General features: G+C 39.9%; 18 protein-coding genes, 2 pseudogenes and 1 riboswitch. Of the genes and pseudogenes, 17 read left to right on the top strand and 3 right to left on the bottom strand.

The genetic code is table 11. The annotated features are described in order from the left end of the window. Nucleotides 1–16: 16 nt before the first annotated feature. Complete coding sequence (locus tag ABDZ53_RS01175) at nt 17–460, bottom strand: hypothetical protein (protein ID WP_343753152.1); 444 nt, start codon at nt 458–460, stop codon at nt 17–19. Nucleotides 461–627: 167 nt separating this feature from the next. Further along, a riboswitch (M-box (ykoK) riboswitch) is annotated at nt 628–791 on the top strand. Between the two features lie 190 nt (nt 792–981). On the opposite strand from ABDZ53_RS01175, the gene mgtE (ABDZ53_RS01170) reads away from it, so the two are divergent. From mgtE (ABDZ53_RS01170) to ABDZ53_RS01120, 11 genes and pseudogenes are all read left to right on the top strand, one after another. Next, nucleotides 982–2,343, top strand: a complete 1,362-nt coding sequence (gene mgtE, locus ABDZ53_RS01170) for a magnesium transporter (RefSeq protein ID WP_343753150.1) — start codon at nt 982–984, stop codon at nt 2,341–2,343. An 80-nt stretch (nt 2,344–2,423) separates the two neighbouring features. Beyond that, entirely contained in the window at nt 2,424–3,791 is a 1,368-nt protein-coding gene (gene mgtE, locus ABDZ53_RS01165; RefSeq protein ID WP_343753176.1) for a magnesium transporter, read from the top strand. Between the two features lie 116 nt (nt 3,792–3,907). Beyond that, a pseudogene (locus ABDZ53_RS01160) lies at nt 3,908–4,253 on the top strand (winged helix-turn-helix transcriptional regulator). Nucleotides 4,254–4,564: 311 nt separating this feature from the next. After that, entirely contained in the window at nt 4,565–5,611 is a 1,047-nt protein-coding gene (pheS, locus tag ABDZ53_RS01155; protein WP_343753148.1) for a phenylalanine--tRNA ligase subunit alpha, read from the top strand. 6 nt (nt 5,612–5,617) lie between these two features. After that, nucleotides 5,618–8,035: a phenylalanine--tRNA ligase subunit beta gene (gene pheT / locus ABDZ53_RS01150; protein ID WP_343753146.1), complete on the top strand. Its 2,418-nt coding sequence runs from the start codon at nt 5,618–5,620 to the stop codon at nt 8,033–8,035. A gap of 163 nt (nt 8,036–8,198) precedes the next feature. Continuing rightward, nucleotides 8,199–8,468: a cell division protein ZapA gene (locus tag ABDZ53_RS01145; RefSeq protein WP_343753144.1), complete on the top strand. Its 270-nt coding sequence runs from the start codon at nt 8,199–8,201 to the stop codon at nt 8,466–8,468. 25 nt (nt 8,469–8,493) lie between these two features. Then, nucleotides 8,494–9,057 carry a CvpA family protein gene (locus ABDZ53_RS01140; RefSeq protein ID WP_343753142.1) on the top strand — a complete coding sequence of 188 codons (564 nt, stop codon included), beginning with the start codon at nt 8,494–8,496 and terminating at the stop codon, nt 9,055–9,057. An 80-nt stretch (nt 9,058–9,137) separates the two neighbouring features. Next, on the top strand, nt 9,138–11,510 hold the full coding sequence (locus ABDZ53_RS01135) for an endonuclease MutS2 (RefSeq protein WP_343753140.1): 2,373 nt from the start codon (nt 9,138–9,140) through the stop codon (nt 11,508–11,510). A gap of 107 nt (nt 11,511–11,617) precedes the next feature. Further along, on the top strand, nt 11,618–11,929 hold the full coding sequence (gene trxA / locus ABDZ53_RS01130; RefSeq protein ID WP_343753137.1) for a thioredoxin: 312 nt from the start codon (nt 11,618–11,620) through the stop codon (nt 11,927–11,929). Nucleotides 11,930–12,230: 301 nt separating this feature from the next. Next, nucleotides 12,231–12,512 (top strand): hypothetical protein, encoded by a 282-nt coding sequence (locus tag ABDZ53_RS01125; RefSeq protein ID WP_343753135.1) that lies wholly within the window; start codon nt 12,231–12,233, stop codon nt 12,510–12,512. Between the two features lie 156 nt (nt 12,513–12,668). Then, nucleotides 12,669–14,126 carry an FAD/NAD(P)-binding protein gene (locus tag ABDZ53_RS01120; RefSeq protein ID WP_343753133.1) on the top strand — a complete coding sequence of 486 codons (1,458 nt, stop codon included), beginning with the start codon at nt 12,669–12,671 and terminating at the stop codon, nt 14,124–14,126. Between the two features lie 43 nt (nt 14,127–14,169). Here ABDZ53_RS01120 and ABDZ53_RS01115 read toward each other — a convergent pair whose 3' ends face one another. Then, entirely contained in the window at nt 14,170–14,592 is a 423-nt protein-coding gene (locus ABDZ53_RS01115) for a DUF2507 domain-containing protein (protein WP_343753131.1), read from the bottom strand. 196 nt (nt 14,593–14,788) lie between these two features. On the opposite strand from ABDZ53_RS01115, the gene murI reads away from it, so the two are divergent. The 4 genes and pseudogenes from murI to cbpB all read left to right on the top strand — a co-directional run bounded on the left by murI (nt 14,789) and on the right by cbpB (nt 17,415). Beyond that, the gene (gene murI / locus ABDZ53_RS01110; protein ID WP_343753129.1) at nt 14,789–15,610 is read left to right on the top strand and encodes a glutamate racemase; all 822 of its coding nucleotides are present in this window, start codon (nt 14,789–14,791) and stop codon (nt 15,608–15,610) included. Beyond that, nucleotides 15,609–16,214: pseudogene (locus ABDZ53_RS01105) on the top strand (XTP/dITP diphosphatase); the annotation flags it as partial. The gene murI and the pseudogene ABDZ53_RS01105, both read left to right, overlap by 2 nt. A gap of 19 nt (nt 16,215–16,233) precedes the next feature. Beyond that, a complete protein-coding gene (locus ABDZ53_RS01100; protein ID WP_343753127.1) occupies nt 16,234–16,752 on the top strand; it encodes a metallophosphoesterase family protein in 519 nt (172 codons plus the stop codon). Between the two features lie 183 nt (nt 16,753–16,935). Further along, a complete protein-coding gene (gene cbpB, locus ABDZ53_RS01095; protein WP_343753125.1) occupies nt 16,936–17,415 on the top strand; it encodes a cyclic-di-AMP-binding protein CbpB in 480 nt (159 codons plus the stop codon). Between the two features lie 58 nt (nt 17,416–17,473). Here the strand turns inward: cbpB and ABDZ53_RS01090 are convergent, their stop codons facing one another. After that, entirely contained in the window at nt 17,474–18,367 is an 894-nt protein-coding gene (locus ABDZ53_RS01090; RefSeq protein WP_343753123.1) for a mechanosensitive ion channel family protein, read from the bottom strand. A gap of 172 nt (nt 18,368–18,539) precedes the next feature. Here ABDZ53_RS01090 and ABDZ53_RS01085 point away from each other — a divergent pair, with 172 nt between their 5' ends. Both ABDZ53_RS01085 and ABDZ53_RS01080 read left to right on the top strand, forming a co-directional pair. Beyond that, nucleotides 18,540–18,938: a DUF948 domain-containing protein gene (locus ABDZ53_RS01085; protein WP_343753121.1), complete on the top strand. Its 399-nt coding sequence runs from the start codon at nt 18,540–18,542 to the stop codon at nt 18,936–18,938. Nucleotides 18,939–18,974: 36 nt separating this feature from the next. Next, nucleotides 18,975–19,649 carry a YtxH domain-containing protein gene (locus ABDZ53_RS01080; RefSeq protein ID WP_343753119.1) on the top strand — a complete coding sequence of 225 codons (675 nt, stop codon included), beginning with the start codon at nt 18,975–18,977 and terminating at the stop codon, nt 19,647–19,649. Nucleotides 19,650–19,683 lie beyond the last annotated feature (34 nt).

Here is a 19,683-nt window from a genome sequence, read left to right as displayed (position 1 = left end):
CTTTCATCTAGATTTTTTAAATAGGACTGTTTTGTAAAACTTCTTGGTCTATTAAATTATTGATTAGCAGTCGATTTTCTTCTTTCATAAAAATACTTTTGAAAACTTGCTCATCGTTTTCTGTAAACACAATAACTCGTTCGGATGCATCATCCGACACAAGATGAGCGTCTAACCCTTCAGGATCAAAGGAGTCTTGCTCGGCAAATTCTTCATAGGTATCTACATCATCAATACTTTCTGCTCCTTCTAATTCATCTTCACTCACAGGAGCCAGCTGTTCGTCTGTGACCACTGCATCAGCGGGGTCGTCATCGTCGGCTGCTTGTTCTTCTAATGTATCAATGGCTGTTTCTTGGTCGGTAGGATCAGTTGGAATGTCTTCTTCAGCCGTATCTGTCCCGCAAGCTGCCAAAGTCAACGAAGCGAGCGCAATAGCTAAAGGTAATTTTAACTTCATTTAATCTCCTCCATGTGTTGGTTATCTTAAGGTAGTAAGTTGAGTATAATGAATGATTGAATGGACTACAAAAAATATGATTCTCTTTCAAACACCTAAGAGAATACCACTTTCTCATTCAAATACTTGAAGTCAAGCAGAAGTTTCGCTATGATGAAGAAGGAAATGAATAACCTTGTTAGGTGAGGCTAACTTATGGAGAAACGCTACTACCCAGAAACGTCCAAAGACGCCAATGGGTCAACAGAAATCCTCGGATGAAGGGGGTTTTTAATGTAGCTGAGAATACTCTATGCCATAGGAAGCTGAAGCTCAACGACAGAGGTGTTAGAAGATGATTGATAGATTCATGTTCTTTACACGCTCATGTTTAGCGTGTTTTTTTATTTTAAAGCACGCTATCGTTTCACATATTACGTGGAGGTGAGGCAACTTGGATACTGGTCCCATAAGAAATAGCGTAAAATATAAAAAGTTGTCTGACAGCAAGAACAGTCAAGAGAGTATAGGAGTGTGTAAAGATGAATTTAATAAAGTCACCGAAACAAAAATTATATGAAGAGATATATGAAGCAGCCAAAAACGATAACCGTGAGCGATTTCGAGAATTATTTTTGAAATTACATGACAGAGACCAACATGAAGTCTTTCATTTGCTCTCTCCGGATATAAAAAGAAAAATCTCTTATTTCTTAACTTCGGAGGAGTTTGCGGAACTCTTTGAATGGATGGACTTAAAAGATCAGCAGGATGCCGTAGAATACTTACCCAATGAATACATTGGAGAGGTCTTTACACATATGCCTGCGGATGATGTAGCGAAATTTTTATCAGATAGTGACGGAACAAATGCACGCTCTTTATTGCAGTTAATGGATGAAGACCAGGCTGAGCGAGTGAAAGAGCTGCTGTCATACGCATCAGAAACAGCTGGAGCGATTATGACGAAAGAGTTTATTTCTGTCCATTATAAACAGACTGCAGGCGCTGTGATTGATCTTATTCGCAGCATCGGGAAGAATGCTGAAACTATCTACTATATTTATGTATTGAATGATAAAACAGAACTCGTCGGGGTCTTGTCCCTGAGAGACTTGTTGTTATCAGCAGAAGAGGTTCCTGTCGAGTCCATTATGTCTAATCAAGTCATATCAGCACCGATAGATATGGACCAGGAAGAAGTGGCCAGACTCATACAGGATTATGATTTGCTCGCCCTCCCTATCATAGGATTGGACGGGAAGATGCAGGGAATTGTCACGTTTGATGATGTTATGGACGTTTTGGAGGCAGAAGCAACAGAAGACTTCCAAGAGTTTGCGGCCATTAACAGTAAAGGTGACGACAAGGAGCAAGGCATTCTGCATACGGCCCGTCAGCGTATTCCTTGGATTATTATACTCATATTTTTAAGTATATTAGTGGGTGGCTTAATCAGTTTTTTTGAAGAGACATTAGAATCTGTCGTCTTACTAGCTGCCTTTATCCCCATGATTATGGATACCGCTGGGAATGTGGGTACTCAGTCCCTAGCTGTTGCTGTCCGCAACATCAACACAGACAGTGGCAAAAGAACAGGAATAGCTCAAACGATAAAAAATGAATTCGGAGCAGGCCTGCTGATGGGATTAGCTTCAGCTGTTGTAATGTTTTTGGTCGTTATAGTTTTGTATCAGAATCTGGTTCTGGCACTCATCATATCGGTTTCACTCTTACTGACTATTTCGATTTCTACAGTCGTGGGAGCCGTTATACCGGCGATTGCCAACCAGTTGAATGTGGATCCTGCCATAGCGAGTGGTCCCTTTATTACCACAATCAATGATGCATTCGGTTTACTTATCTATTTCTCAATTGCTACAGCGCTACTGAATTACTTATAATTGAAAAAAAGCCGGGTGAGCTTTAGAATGATTCAAAGATGACTAATGATTTATAAAATGAAAATAGGTGGCTGGACGTGATGGAAAATATAAACATGGAAAAAGAGAAGTATTATGATCAGATTTATCATGCAGCAAAAACGAATAATCGGGAAACTTTCCGTGAATTATTTCTACAGCTTCATGACCGAGATCAGCAAGAAGTCTTTCGTTTACTTTATCCGGATAAAAAAAGAAAAATATCTGATTTTTTATCAGCTGAAGAATTTGCAGAAATATTTGAGTACATGGAAATTGAAGATCAAGAAGCCGCCGTACGGTATCTGCCGGATCAGTTCATGGCAGATGTCTTCAATTACCTCCCGGCAGATGAAGTGGCTCAATTTTTATTAGACAGTGAAGAAACAGATAAAAAAGCCCTCTTGAACATGATGGATGAGGAAGAAAGCAAACATGTCCAAGAAATTCTCTCTTATGCGCCAAAAACGGCTGGGTCCATAATGACAAAGGAATATATCGCGATTAATAACAAACAGACGACTGATGAAGTCATCCAGATGCTCCGTAAAATAGGACATGAAGCTGAAACGATTTATTATTTATATGTGTTAGATGAAATGGGTAAACTCGTCGGCGTTCTGTCATTGAGAGATTTATTATTATCTCCTAAAAATGAAGTGGTCGAGAACATTATGTTTAGTCAGGTCGTCGCGGTACGTGTGGATGAAGACCAGGAAGTCGTGGCCCGCTTAGCTCAAGATTACGATTTACTGGCTGTACCTGTGACGGATTACAGTGGTGTGATGCTTGGGATTGTCACAGTCGATGATATTTTAGACGTCTTGGAAGAAGAAACAACAGAAGACTTTAATGAGTTCGCGGCTATTTCTAAAACGGAAGATGACCGTAAAGTGGCAACGGCTCTATCAGCGGCCAAGTCACGTATTCCTTGGATTGTCGTTTTGCTCTTTTTAGGCATGTTGACGGGTGGGTTAATTGGTATTTTCGAAGAAACATTAAATCAAGTGGTCATGCTGGCCACATTTATTCCCATTATGATGGCGACGGCCGGTAATGTAGGAACCCAGTCTCTGGCTGTAGCTGTGCGTAATTTGACCTTAGAAGATGAAAATGAATCCCCAACTTTTTTCCAGACTGTAAAAAATGAACTGGGAGCTGGAATGATTATGGGAACCGTGGCAGCTATTGTAATGGTTGTTGTCGTCTTAGTTTTGTATAGAACCCCTGTATTGGCGTTCATTATAGCGGTGTCCATGTTTATAACGGTGGCTATTTCCACCGTTATTGGAACAACGATACCGGCTATTATCACTAAATTTAAGATAGATCCAGCGGTAGCGTCAGGTCCATTCATTACCACAATTAATGACTCCATCAGTTTAGTTATCTACTTTACTATTGCAACCATGCTGATTGAACAGCTGTGATAACGCGCATGAAATGTGAACAAAATGCAAAAGAACGTGAAAAAAGCCAGAAGTCATATACCATTTCTTGAAAAAGAGTGATATACTGATGGTGTGAAAGTAGAGGTGACACCATTATGATAGAAATGGCAAAAACAAAAGAAGCAGTTCAGGAAAAAGTGATCTGTCCAAAGTTCGAACAAACATTTTCGATTCTCGGAAAAAAAATGGACGGGCTTGATTATTGATGTATTGCTGGATGGCCCTCGTCGATTCAAAGATTTGTCACAAGCCATATCCGGTGTAAGTGATCGTGTATTAGTTGAACGTTTGAAAGAACTCGAATATGAAGAGATTGTAACGAAAGACTTGGATGATACTTGTGATATCCGTTCAGGGTATCGTTTAACTGAGAAAGGCAGAGCACTTAAAGCTGTTATGAATGAAGTGCAAAATTGGGCAGATGAATGGGTCTGCGATTAAATAATGGATATAAATAAGAAATTAAAACGATAGATGAAAAAGAGTAGGCTTGAATGAACAATACTAGAGAACGGTGTCTAGGCTGGAAGCACCGATTGGGAGTCAAGCAGAAGTTCACTTTCATCGCTTTCTTTATTCTTTTCGGATAAAGACTAACGTAGATGAAAATCTCGGTATGCACCGTTATGCATAAGTGCAAAAGATGAGTCTTTTGAACAAGGGTGGTACCGCGTGTTAACCTCGTCCCTCTATTGGGATGGGGTTTTTTGTATGCTCTCAATCATGTATCAGTAGAAAGAAGGAGAAGAACGATGGAAATGGAAGAGAAATTAGCTCAATTGCTGGCTGAAGCAGTCAAAGACATTGATCAGGCAGCTAGTGTGAAGGAAATAGAAGCGATTCGAATCGGTTATTTAGGGAAGAAAGGACAACTTACAAGCGTCCTAAAAGGAATGAAAGATGTGTCTCCTCAAGACAGACCGATTATTGGAAAGAAAGCCAATGAGGTTAGGGATCAGGTTACCCAGACGTTAACTGATAAAAAAGAGGCTCTTGAAAAAGAAGCGCTAGAAAAACAGTTAGAGTCTGAGACCATTGATGTTACTCTCCCTGGAAGACAAGTGAAGAAAGGTCAGACCCATATACTGACGCAAATCATGGAAAAAATGGAAGATATGTTTCTAGGAATGGGTTATGAGATTGTGGAAGGAACGGAAGTTGAAACGGATTACTACAACTTTGAACGGGTGAATCTTCCTCAAGATCATCCAGCGAGAGATATGCAGGATACCTTTTACATCACACCTGAATTATTGTTACGTACACATACTTCTCCGGTTCAAGCTAGAGCTCTTGAAAAACATGATTTTTCAAAAGGGCCTTTAAAAATGATTAGTCCAGGTAAAGTGTACCGTCGAGATACTGATGATGCGACCCACTCTCATCAGTTCCATCAGATAGAAGGACTCGTTATCGATAAACATGTCACAATGGCTGATTTAAAAGGCACATTAGAGTTATTAGCTAAGAAAATGTTTGGAGAAGAAAGAGACATCCGCCTGCGTCCCAGTTACTTCCCCTTTACAGAACCTTCTGTAGAGGTGGATGTCAGATGTTTCAAATGCGACGGCAAAGGGTGCAGCGTGTGTAAACAAACCGGATGGATTGAAATACTCGGAGCGGGAATGACCCATCCAGAAGTGTTGGAAATGTCAGGAGTGGACTCTACTGTCTACGGAGGCTTCGCCTTTGGTTTAGGACCAGACCGAATGGCCATGCTGAAGTATGGAGTAGAAGACATTCGTCAATTTTATTTAAACGACCAGCGCTTCTTAGGTCAGTTCAAAAGGAAAGGGTAGAAAAAGATGAAAGTATCAGTCAAATGGTTAAGTGAGTATTTAGATTTATCTGCCGTTTCACCGACTGAATTGGCAGAACGTATCACCTTAACAGGAATAGAAGTAGAAGAAGTGAGTATGCCATATGAAACACTGACTCATTTAGTTGTAGGAGAAGTAGAGACAGCTGAAAGAATGAAAGATTCTGACCATTTAAATGTGACTACTGTCAACGTGGGAGAAGATGAGCCTGTTCAAATCGTTTGCGGCGCCCCAAACGTTAAAGCCGGTCAAAAAGTCATTGTAGCCTTGCCGGGTGCTCGTTTAACAAACGGTTTAAAAATCAAAAAAAGCAAATTACGTGGGGTTGTTTCCAATGGCATGATCTGTTCTTTGGATGAACTGGGCTTTTCTGATTCTGTTATTCCTAAAAAAGCAGAGGACGGTATTTATGTCTTGCCGGACGATGCGGAAGTAGGGAGCAGCGCGTTACCATACTTAGGCTTAGATGACGCTATTATTGAGTTAGACATCACGCCTAATCGTGCAGATGCTCTCAGCATGCGTGGGGTAGGATATGAAGTTGGGGCTATATTATCTCAAAAACCTGCCTTTGAAGAAGTCACGGTAGAAGAAGAACAATCAGAAAATATTTCAGACTGGGTAAACGTTCAAGTCGAAGACGAAAAAGATGCCCCTGTCTACCAGATGCGAGTGATTAAAGATGTAGAGGTAACAGAAAGTCCACTCTGGCTTCAGAGAAAATTAATGCATGCAGGTATCAGACCCATTGACGCGATTGTCGATGTAACGAACTATATTATGCTGGAATACGGACAACCTCTTCATGCGTTCGATTATGATGCGCTGGACTCTAGAGAGATTCTAGTCAGACGAGCGAAAGAAGGGGAAACGCTCATCACTTTGGATGGACAAGAGCGCCAACTTTCACCTGACCATCTGGTTATCACAAATGGACAGAAGCCTGTGGGACTTGCCGGAGTCATGGGTGGAGAAAATACGCATGTCACAAAAGAAACCCGTACGGTCGCTTTGGAATCCGCTGTATTTGAATCTGTATTGATTAGAAAGACGGCTCAAAGTCTGAATTTGAGAAGCGAATCCAGTTCACGTTTTGAGAAAGGCCTAAACAGAGCAACTGTCGAACAGGCACTGAATCACGCCGCAGCCCTTATGGCTTCTCTTGGTAACGGAACGGTTGTATCCGGAATCGCTCATGTGGAAGCGCAGAAACCTGAAAGCCAAACAGTCACAACAACACTTGCTTATATCAATCGCACACTAGGAACAGCTCTCACTGTCGCTGACGTCCGAACTGTTTTTGAACGATTAGATTTTGAAGCAGACGTGACGGAAGAGACGATTACGGTCACGGTACCGCCTAGACGCTGGGACATCGCCATTCAAGCAGACATTGTGGAAGAAGTAGCCCGAATTTACGGCTACAACAACATTCCTTCAACTCTTCCGACTAACGAATCGGTTCCGGGAGAATTAACAAGAGAACAGAAATTTGAGCGCTTGACCCGCCATTACATGGAAGGAGCCGGCTTAACGCAAGCCATCAGTTACGCTCTTACGACATCAGCAGAAGCAAAGGACTTTTCGATGGAACCAGGTGATCCGATTGAGTTGGACTGGCCGATGAGTGAAGAACATCGCGCCTTGCGTAAGAGTTTGCTAAGCGGTCTGTTGGATAACGTGCAGTATAACGTGGCGCGTCAGATTAAAAATGTTGCTTTATACGAAATCGGACATGTGTTCCATCACAATCCAAACAGCACTCTGCCGGACGAAATCAATCATGTCGCGGGCATGATGACCGGAAATGTAGTAGACAATACGTGGCAAGAGACTGAACAGCCGGTTGACTACTTTGCTATGAAAGGCATTGTAGATGAATGGCTGGATCATCTCGGATTAACGGAAGATATACACTATGTTCCAACGAAATCTTATGAGAAAATGCACCCAGGACGAACAGCTGAGATCAAATGGAAAGATCAAGTGGTGGGACTCATTGGACAGCTTCATCCCGTTGAAGCCGCTGAGCGTGATTTGCAAGACACCGTCTTATTTGAAATCAATATGGAGAAATTGTTTGCTATTGATAAAGGAGACGTTAAATACGAAAGTGTGCCGAAATACCCGGGTACATCACGAGATGTTGCTCTAGTGGTAGAGGAAAGCGTCTTGCATGAAGAGATTGTATCTGTGATGAAAGAGCACGGAGGAAAGTGGCTCCAGTCTATTCGCTTGTTTGACTTATACCAGGGAGAGAATATCCAAGAGGGTAAAAAGTCCATGGCGTATAGCTTAGCTTACTTGAACCCGCAGGCGACACTGAAAGAAGAAGAAGTCACTAGAGACTTTGAAGCGGTGAAGAATGCACTGATAGAGGCCTTCCAGGCAGAAATTAGATAATTAAAGAAAAGATAAAAAGCAGAGAGGGCCTCTTTGCTTTTTATTTTTGGGTTTGTTCAAAAAAGAAAGCTTGAACTCTACGAAATAAATCCTTCTAGATAATGCATAAACAAACCATTCATGGTATTATAATAAAGAATTTGAGTAGCAAGGGGGCTTTTTTATGCCGGAAGAAAAGAGCAGATATAAAGCAACTATTGACGGGGAATCGTATACGATTGTTGGTCCTAAATCTCAAAAGCATATGCAAGTCGTAGCGGAAACTGTTGATGAACAATTAGCTCAATTAAAAGAAATGACTAAAGGCATGAGTAAAGAAAAGCGAGCCGTTTTACTGGCTATCAATGCTGTTTCTGACCAATTGGCTATGCGGAAAGAGTTAGAAGAAATAAAAGAGAAAATCAAAGATTCAGAAAATAAACAGAGGGACTGACTCTGTTTGAAACAAGGAGACACGTATGTTATTTAACGGACTTATATTATTTATCTTATTCATTGCATTATACAGTGGAGCCAGAAGAGGGCTCATCCTTCAGCTTATCCTGACCATAGGCTATGCCGTATCCTTCTGGTTTGCTTTAAATTATTACCAGTTTGTCAGTGATTACGTAGAAATGATTGTGCCGTACCCGACACCTGGTTCATCGTCTGAAAATCCATTTGTGTTATACGGGATGGATTTGCTATTTCAATTGGATGGGGCCTTCTACAGAGGGCTGTCCTTTATCCTCATCTTATTTGCCGGTTGGCTCGCTACACGTTTGATAGGCGGTCTTATAAACTTCCTGGCTGACTTACCCGTCATTCGCGTCGTAAATGCCATAGGAGGAGCAATTGTCAGCTTATTCGTTCATTATGTGGGACTGTTTCTTATTTTATTTGTCCTATCTACGATACCTATTGACTTTATTCAAAATCAGTTTGAAACCAGCAGTTTAGCGAGAGGAATAGTGACCACTACTCCAGAATTGTCTACCCAGTTTTATGATTGGTGGGTAGAGGAAGCAGTCGAAGAAAGTTAATAAAAAAGTGAAAGTTGATTGAGGGGAATGAGCCTATTCCTTACAATCAACTTTTTTATCAAATTGAAGGAGAGAAAATAGTGACAGAACCATTTAAATCATCCTATAAAAAATTAGAATATGAAAAAGTCATTCGTCAATTGGCAGAGCATACTGTTTCCCGATTGGGAAAAGAAAAGACCCTGACGCTTCTTCCTACAAAAGAAGAACAGGAAATCAAAACACAATTAGAAGAAACAGACGATGCTTATTTATTATTGAGATTAAAAGGAGGGATTCCGGTTGCGGCTTTTGAAGACATTCGTCCTCATCTGAAACGCGTACGTATCCATGGCACTCTCAATGGGCAGGAAGTCGCTCAAATTGGACGAATTATCCGCACCCTTAGAGAAATCAAGAGCTTTTTCAATCAAGCGAAAGAAGAGGCCATTACGTTACATCGTCTGTATGATAAGGTGGAAAACCTGGATGCCTTCTCTTCTTTAGAAAGAAAGATTAATCGTGTAGTTGACGAAGGGGGATACGTCCTTGACGATGCCAGTGCTAAGTTAAAAGGGGTTAGAGAAGGCATCAAATTAACGGAAAGCCGTACACGTCAAAAGCTGGAAAGCATTGTCAGAGGGCCCCAAGCACGCTTTCTAACCGATGCGATTATTACAATGAGAAATGACCGGTACGTGATTCCCGTCAAACAGGAAAACCGTACGACTTTTGGGGGAGTGGTCCACGACCAAAGTTCAACAGGCCAGACATTATTTATTGAACCGCAAAGTATTGTTGATTTGAATAACCGATTACGCCAATACCAAGTAGAAGAGAAAACAGAAATAGAACGGATACTATCAGAACTCACACAAGACATTGCGCCTTACAGAGAAGACTTGGAAATGCATCTCTCTTTGCTAGTTGAATTAGATTTTATTCAAGCCAAGGCGCGATACGCTCGAAGCATAAAAGCCGTCAAACCACGTGTCAGCACAGAGAATGCTGTGTCCCTTTTCCAAGCCCGTCATCCGTTACTTACGGAAGAAGAAGTGGTAGCCAACGATATTATTCTGGGAGAAGACTACAAAACCATGATAGTGACAGGACCCAACACAGGGGGAAAAACCGTCGTTCTGAAGACATTGGGTCTTCTTCAGTTGATGGGTCAGGCTGGCTTATTCTTGCCGGTAGAGGAAGACAGTACGATGGGTATCTTCTCAAGTGTCTTTGCGGATATCGGAGACGAGCAGTCCATCGAACAAAGCTTATCGACTTTCTCTTCTCATCTTACAAACATTGTCTCTATCTTAAAGCAGATGGATAATCAGAGTTTGATTTTACTGGATGAGTTAGGAGCAGGGACGGATCCTCAAGAAGGAGCCGCCTTGGCTATAGCTTTGCTAGATGCGATTGCTCAAAAAGGCAGCTATGTCATGATTACGTCTCACTATCCTGAATTGAAAGCTTATGGCTATAATCGCCCAGAAACCATTAATGCGAGTATGGAATTTGATGTCGACACCTTAAGCCCGACTTATCGTTTGCTTATTGGGATACCCGGTAGGAGTAATGCCTTTGAAATTGCCAGACGCCTTGGCGTAGAGGATGGTATTATTGATACAGCCAAGCAATTAATGAGTGGCGAAAGTCAAAGCGTCGATCACATGATAGAAGATTTGGAAGCCAAACGGAAGTCTGCAGAAAATCAAGCGGAAAAAGCACGAGTGGAATTACGAGAAGCAGAAAAACTGCATAGAGAATTAAAAGAAGCACATAAAGAGTACCAAAATGAAAAAGTGAGTTTAAAGAAAAAAGCTGAAACAGAAGCCAATGCGATTGTGGAAAAAGCAAAATCGGAAGCAGAGGCTATCATTAAAGAATTAAGAGATAAGCAGCTTGAAGGAACGCATCAAGGCCCTTTGAAAGAGCATGAATTTATTGATGCACAAACCAGATTGTCTCGATTGAAGACAGAAGAAGAGTCTCTTAGAAAAAACAAGGTTCTCCAAAAACAGAAAAAGAAAAAGACGTTAAAAGTCGGAGATGCTGTACATGTTCAGTCCTTTGGACAGAAGGGAACAATCATTGAAAAAGCTGATGCGAACCAATGGGTCGTTCAAATGGGTATGCTGAAAATGAAGTTACCAGAAGCCGATTTAGTTCAGTCTGAAGAAGAGGAAGCGCCGAAACAGCGAGTTTCTATCCGTCGCTCTTCTGGTCCAGGTGTATCGACAGAAATTGATGTGCGGGGTGAAAGAGTAGAAGAAGCTGTTCAACAAGTCGACCGCTATCTTGACCAGGCGCTGTTACAAAATTACCCTAAAGTGACAATCATTCATGGTATGGGCACTGGGGCCGTCAGAAAAGGGGTCCATCAATTCTTGCAGAAACATTCTCAAGTTAAAAAATTTGAAGATGCTCCTGCTAACCAAGGGGGAAATGGAGCGACTATCGTTACCTTTAAATAAGAGATTGAGTATTCCTTTATGGACAAAGAGAGTGAATTTTGCTATACTGAAAATTAAGCGGGAAACTTACTTTTAATAAGTAAGTGGAATTAATAGGAGGTTTTACAATGGTAAGAGAATTAACAGATCAAAATTTCAATGAAGAAACAAGTTCTGGCTTAGCTTTAACGGACTTTTGGGCAACATGGTGCGGACCTTGTCGTATGCAGTCACCTGTTATTGATGAATTAAATGAAGAATCAGATGGCAGTGTTAATTATTTCAAAATGGACGTGGATGCTAACAAAGAAACACCAAGTCAGTTTGGCATCATGAGCATTCCGACTTTACTTGTGACAAAAGATGGGGAAGTTGTCGATAAATTAATCGGCTACCACAGCAAAGAGCAAATCGAAGCAGCCCTAGCGAAGCATCAATAATACCGAGTGAACGAGGCTTTTAATTAAGCCTCGTTTTTTAATATTTTAACACGAATCGTGTAGGCAGTCTGGGCCGCTGTACGGACAATAAAAGGGAAGAATTAAGGGAGAATTGTGACTTTTCTATGACACTTACGAACTATCATACATATTTCGTTGTAAAGTTCTGTCTTTTTGCTATTATCTGATATAGAATGGTGTCACATAAAAGGTAAGAAACTAAGTGTTGTTTTTTTCCAAGCAGTAAGTGGAAATCCTATTCAATGATTCAAATGAAAATGTAATGTTGGAGAGTGATGGTATGTCACAAAATGGAATGAGTCCCTCGGCACCTGTAAAAATGGTTGAGTACAGATATATAATTGAATGCAAAGAGAAAACAGTGGAGTTAGAAGTGGATGACCGCGATGTCATTCAAAATGCAGATGATGAAATCGACTGCCCGCTTGATGTTGTCTTGCGTAAAAATGACTACTCGTTTAATGATTTGATGACATGGGACGCAATAGAGATTAGGTTTGTGAAAGTAATGGAAGAAGGCTTGTCTATTATTAACCGCATTCCAATGAATATTAATATTTGAGTTAAGTGTTCTCTTATTTTCTGAAAAGAAAGAGTAAGAGAACGTTTTTTTATGTTCAATTGGAGCAAAGTTGTAATGGTCTCGTTAACTCCTTTACTATAAATTTACACGTCATCTGATAAACTATAAAAGAACAGAAAGAGGGGGTCAATTTATATGAAAATAGCCATCATTGGCATGGGAGTAGCAGGTGTCAGTTTAATAAGAGAAATAAAAAAGCAATTGAGTCAGACTCAATTAAAAAAAGTAGAACTCATAATTTTTTCTGATAGTGAATTATTTGGAACAGGTCTTCCTTATCAGCAGGATGACTCTGCATTAGTATTGAATCAGTACGCAGAGTCCATGACCATAGACCCTTCACATCCCACTGACTTTTTACAGTGGATTGAACAAAACAAACCTATCACAGATGCGAAGTCTCTTCACGTTCCCAGAGCATGGTTTGGTGAGTATGTAAAAGAAAGACTGGAGGAGTGGCTTATTGACTTACCTGTGACAGTTATTTATCAAAAAGTGACACGTATCAGGGCAATAGGGGATCATGCTTCTTATCTTATTGAAACAAAAGACTATATAAAAAAAGTCGACGTTGTGCACCTGGCAGTCGGTCATTTGGCTTACCAGGATCCTTTCCAGTTAAAAGGACTATCCCAGTATGTGTATCATCCTTATCCGGCTACTAAGCAGTTAGCGTTTGAAACAAAGAAGGCATCCATCGGCATACTGGGGTCTCGGTTAACAGCACTGGACGCGATGCACTTTTTAAAAAAGAAAAATCCAGAAGCGACATTTCACTTTTTTTCATTGGACAGTAAGTTTTCTTCCATTAGAGGATATTTTCCTGACACCCTACTCACAAAAGAAAAAAAGGATGCTTATCTGAATGCCTTACTTCAAACAGACAGGACACTCACCTTAAAGGGTGTTGAAGAATGGTTTATCAAGATAGGGCTAGATTACCAGATTAATATAAAATGGATATGGGAGAATCTTGGATCGGGAGATATAGAGGGGTTGAAAAAAGACCTCCATCATCTAAAAGAATTAGGCCGATTTCAGAAATTGATTGGGGAATTGAAAGAGACCTTTCCTTATATATGGTTAGCTTTGCCAGATAGTGAAAAAAGGGTGTTTAAAAAACACAGAGAGCTCCATTTTTCTCGTTTCAAAATTCCCATTCCTCAAAAAGTAGCACAAGACATACTCGATGGGCATGAAGAAGGAAAGATTCGTATGCATAATGCCATCACTTCTATCAATCATAATGAAAAAGAATTTTTAATCCACACGCAAAATGAGAAGCCTACACAGATTGATTATTTAATTAATGCAACGGGACAGAGAACTCATCTTCTTTCTCAAACAGAACATCAACAGCCTTTAATCAGACAATTATTGGAGGATAAACTCGTCTTACCCTACCCATTTGGTGGAGTAGCTATTGACTATCCCTCTATGTCAATAAAGGATGGCACAGGTAAAGTCCGCCCCTTCTTTAAAGTATATGGTCAATTGGCTTCAGGTATACAAATCGGCAATACGAATGTCGATTTGGTATCTCAAAGTGCTATAACTGGGGTGCAGTCTATGCTAGAAGCATCTGTAATATAAAAAAGCCTTAACGCTCCGTTTGAACTGAGCGTTAAGGCTTTTACTATTCAGTAAGGGATTCTTTCCGGTCTGTCTGTATGAGTATTTCTATTCGGCTTCCTTTTTTTATTAGGCGATACGTTCCTTCAGAATAAACCTGGCTCACCTGTTGGACCGCTTGAGCTAAAAAGCCTGTTTCCAGATCAAACGTTGCGTTCTTGTTGCCATTTAAACGACTGGTAACAACAGACCCGAATAAATGAAAACGATAAGAGGAGCGTTTCTTTTCCACCATTTCGACTGTTCCAAAAGAAACCTCTTCCATCGTCTGTAAAATATCTTCTACGGATGAAAAGTCATATGAGCGAGCGAGTTCTTTCCCAGCCCAATATAATATGCTTTCTTCGTCTTCTTTTAATAATTTCGGTAATAATTGATCTCTAAGTAACGTAATGCCCTGCACGTGAGGGGTTGCTTCCTGTTCCATGCTTCAATGTACTCCTTTAACGAACTTTATCTCACTCAACCTAGTTTACCTTTATATTTTTCAAATAATTCTTTATAATAATAAGAGAGGGTAAAACCATACTTACTTATTTTACCTTTTTTTGACAGGTGATACTACACATAATGTGAATTTATAAGTAAAAAATAGAGATAGATATAGAATAGGTTGAAATAAAATGAATAATAAACCAATAGGGTTATTAGACTCAGGTGCAGGCGGCTTAACGGTTTTAAAAGCAGCAAAAGAACGGTTGCCACATGAGTCTTACGTATATATGGGAGATACAGCCAGATGTCCATATGGAAATCGAACAAATGAAGAAATTATTGCTTTCACATTGGAAATGGCTGATTTTTTAATGCAATGTGATGTCAAAATGATTGTCATTGCGTGCAACACGGCGACAGCTCAAGCTTTGGACAGAGTCAAAGAGCACGTGTCTGTTCCAGTTATTGGCGTGATTTCACCTGGGAGTGAAGCAGCTGTCAAGACGAGCACCACTAAACACATTGGAGTGCTAGCAACAAAAAGCACAGTGGAATCCGGGTTTTATACCAAAACCATCCATCAGTTCAGTGAGGATGTGGTCCTTTCACAAATGGCCTGTCCATCTTTTGTAGATATAGTAGAAAGCAATCTCTACAAATCAGAACAAGCGAGAGAAGCGGTACTCGCTCAATTGGATACGTTTAAAAAAGAAGACATGGATACGCTCATATTAGGCTGCACACACTTTCCTCTCTTGTCTCCTTTTATCCAAGAAGCCATGGGGGAAGAGGTCACCTTAATTGATCCGGGTGTTCTAACTTCAGAAAAGATAGAAGATATTTTAACGTCAGAAGACTTATTAGCAGACAGTCTGTCTCCATCTACAATACAGTTATATACAACAGATGAATCGGTTGACCTATTTAAGCGTATTGCAACAGACTGGATGGGGACGGATGAATTTGATTGTCAAACGGTCTCTTTAGAAAGGTTGGAAAAAGATGAATAAGGATAAACTCGTTGTTATAGCAACAAAAAATAAAGGAAAAGCAAAAGAGTTTGAAGCGTTATTTGAAAGATACGGATACAGTATTAAAACTCTCCTTGACTTTCCAGAGTTGGAAGATGTAGAAGAAACGGGAGAGACCTTTCAAGAAAATGCTCTCTTAAAAGCTGAAACCATTGCAAAAGAACTGCAAACAGTTGTTATTGCAGATGATTCTGGATTAGCTGTTGAAGCGTTACATGGCCAGCCTGGAGTTTATTCTGCCAGATATGCCGGAGAGGAAAAGAATGATGCCAGAAACAATGCGAAGTTGCTGAACGAACTAGCTGATGTAAAAGATGAGAATCGCAAAGCAACCTTTCATTGTTCACTAGCCATCGCTCATCCTGAAAAAGAGTCTCTAGTGGTTGACGGTAAATTAGAAGGACAAATAGCTGGTGTGCCAAGAGGATTGAACGGTTTTGGCTACGATCCTTTATTTTATGTGCCTGAAAAAGACAAGACTTTAGCTGAATTATCAGAAGAGGAAAAAAATGAAATCAGTCACCGAGCACGAGCATTAGAAAAATTGGAAAAGAACTGGTCAGATTGGATGAAGGATTTTTAAATAGGAAGGACGGAACAGGATGAAAATCGTTGTAGTAAGCGACAATCACGGAGATACGTATTACATGGAAGAATTGCTATCTATTCACTCAGAAGATACAGATGCTTGGTTTCATTGCGGGGACTCAGAACTGCCTGAAGATCATCCTCTTTTCCAGAATTACCAAACAGTAGAAGGCAACATGGATTTTGCAAACAAATTAAAATTAAGTCGCTTAGAAGAAATACAAGGAGAGTTATTTCTCATTGCTCATGGGCATAAGCATAAAGTGAAACAGTCTTATGATCGGTTAAAAGAAGAAGCTAAGAAAGCCGGATGCCGATTTGTGTTCTATGGACATACCCACGTTGCAAAAGTAGCGGAAGAAGAAGGCATCTACTTTGTCAATCCAGGCAGTTTGACTCAGCCCCGTGATCGACACAAAGGTACATATCTTGTACTCACTATTGATGAAGATAAAACGACAGCCACTTTTGATTTCTATGATAAGGACCACAACAGCATTCCAGAAATAAGCCAGTCTATTCATTTGAACTAATCGCTTAAATATCTCTCATTATTTTCCAATCATTATAATGATATAATCCTTATGTTTTTGGAATTATGATAATCCTCTTTTAACTGAATCTAAGAATTTTCTCTTAATTGCCGGGATTATTTTGGAAACCGTCGGATTATTGGTAGAATAAAGGAGAATAGAGCGTTTACAAGGAGTGAAGAAATGATTAGTGATAAAATGAAACGTTTTTTGGTTGAAGATGAAAATAGCTTAGTTAAACCCGCTAATGAAGTAGCTGTTGTTGGCTTGCAAAACAGACTGAATCATGCCTTACTTTTATTAACAACGGATAAATATGCTGTGGTGCCGGTTTTGGACAGTGACTCAAAAATGAAAGGGTTAATCTCCATGCCGACCATCATGCATGCGATAATGGATATAGAAGATGTCCATTTTGAAAAATTAGGTGAAATTGAAGTAGGCGAAGTGATGGATACAGATTATCCTTCCGTTAAAGAAGATTTTGAATTGGAAGATGTTTTACGGATGCTAGTCAATCATGCATTCATTACCGTTGTCGATGACGACAATTACTTCAAGGGGATTATCACCCGGAGCGAAATACTCAAAGGAACCAATCGGATAGCGCACGACTTTGAAAAAGTTTATCATGTAACTGAAAAAGAGACGATTGCCCATTAAAGAAAACAGGCCTCATTCTTCGTTTTTATCTAAACGAAAGCATGAGGCCTGTTTTTAATTATTGACCAGTTAGATCCAGATTAATCTCGGGCAGTTCAATGCCGTTTTGGCTTAAAGCCTCCACGTACTCTTCAAAGAACAAATTTCTGACACCCCATTGACTGCCGGCTTTCGTATACATAATCACTTGAGCAGCCATTTGTCCAGAACCAACTGGAACAAAAGAGACGCCGGTTGGTTCGGCTGTTATATCCGATTGATTAGGAATCAGTTCGGCATTGACTTGTTCCAGTACTTCTCTTACTTTATCCAAATTAGTCGAAGGGTAAAGACGGAGCAATATAAGGACCCGCATATCCGAGCGTGACTGGTTACTTATGACTTCAATAACCCGATTAGGTATAAAGTGAACCGTCCCGTCGAAGTCTTTTAATTTTGTGGTCTTTAAATTGACATCTTCGACCGTCCCCGTTACATCCCCAACCGTCACCACGTCACCCACATCCAGTTGTTTTTCTAATAAAATCATAAATCCATTGACAATATCAGAAACAAAACCCTGTGCTCCTAAGGATAGAGCTAATCCGATGACTCCCGCACTGGCTACAAGTGTACCGACAGGAATTCCAATAATTTCTAATATAGAATAAACTAAAAAGAAATAGAGAATGGAATGAAAGATATTTTTAGCTAATTTATATAAGGTGTTTAAACGATTAGGTACGGTGTTTTTATTTTTCATATAGCGTTTAAAAACAGATTCGATTACGACATTACCTATTTTCTTCACCACAAAAAATAGAATAACAGCAAGAAGTATTTTCAAGGCGCCGATAATAACACTCGCGGCTAGAGCATTCCAATCAATAGCATTCCAGAATTCTTCAAAAGCCCCAAGGTCTTCACCTATTCCATCTCCAATGTTATCAATCGTTTCTGGTCTATTGTCCATACTATTATCCTTTCTGAAAAAATCCTTTTGTATTTCTTACATTTTAACAGGTTTTGAAAAAGATTCAATTTCAATTATTTTAATTTTCATAACCCCTCTTGTTTGCATTTAATCCTAAGAGAGTGGTACTCTTATCTTATAAAAGAATCAGAAAACAGAAAGAGGGATAATTATGTCAGGTGGAGAAATAGCAGCATTAATTGCCGCAATTGCTTTTGCAGTACTCGTGTTAGGATTGTGCTATGTTTTATTTAAAGTAGCCAATGTAGTAAAAGAATTGAATACAACGATTGAGGAAGCGAATAAGAGCCTTAGCACGATAACAAAAGATGCGGATCATTTACTCATCGAGGTGGAAGGACTATTAAATAAATCAAATACGACCTTGGATGATGTGAATGGGAAACTTGGTTTAACAGACCCACTATTCCGAGCGATAGGCGACTTAGGAGAATCGGTATCTAGCTTGAACGCGTCTACTCGTAATTTAACTACTCACTTATCCAGTGCTTCTAAAAAAGGTGCGTCTTTAGGCATTGCGAAAAAAGTCAGCTCATCAGTTAAAGATTAAAATCACTTAAAAGAAATGAAGGAGAGATAATCAATAATGAAGAAGCAGTTTGACACAGAGAGTTTTGTATTAGGGACATTTGTAGGAGCAGCAGTAGCAGGAATCTCGGCTTTACTATTTGCGCCAAAATCAGGTAAAGATATGCGCCATGAAATTGGCACGCAAGCAGATAAGGCCAAAGATCAGGCAAGAGATTATGTTCAACTAGCTAAAGATAAAGGATTAGAATTAAAAGATACAGCTAATAAAGCAGGATCAGAGTATTTAGAAAATGCTTCTGCCACATATGAACAATTAACCAATCAGGCAGGCTCTGACATGGACGAGAGCAAAAAGAACTTGGATCAAATTAAAAAAGAAGCAAGAGAAACGGCTGAAAATATGAAAGAAACCCTTAAAGAGGGAACCGAAAGAGGTATGGAAATTACTAAAGAAACCGGAAAAGAAATGAAGGACACAGTAGAAGACGGGAAAAAAGAAGCATCTCATTCTTCTTCCGATTCTTCATCTCAATCAAAGGAAGACGGTCCTTTAGACGTAACAGATACAAGAGAAGCTAAAGAACCAGAAAAAGAAGATGCGAGAGAAGATTCAGATTTTGGTCCAAATAAAGGCTCAATGAATAGTAAAGATAAAGAAGACTCACTACAAGCGAATAAACCGGGACAAACGTCTCGAACAAAAGGTGTCGACTACGACTCAGATAATTAATTAGTAAACTAAAAGGATGCCCGAGTTTTGGCAT

It is taken from the genome of Alkalibacterium iburiense (assembly GCF_039521845.1).
Taxonomy (GTDB): Bacteria; Bacillota; Bacilli; order Lactobacillales; family Carnobacteriaceae_A; genus Alkalibacterium; species Alkalibacterium iburiense.
Note: the sequence above shows the minus strand (reverse complement) of the source record. Positions and strands in the feature narration are given on the sequence as shown.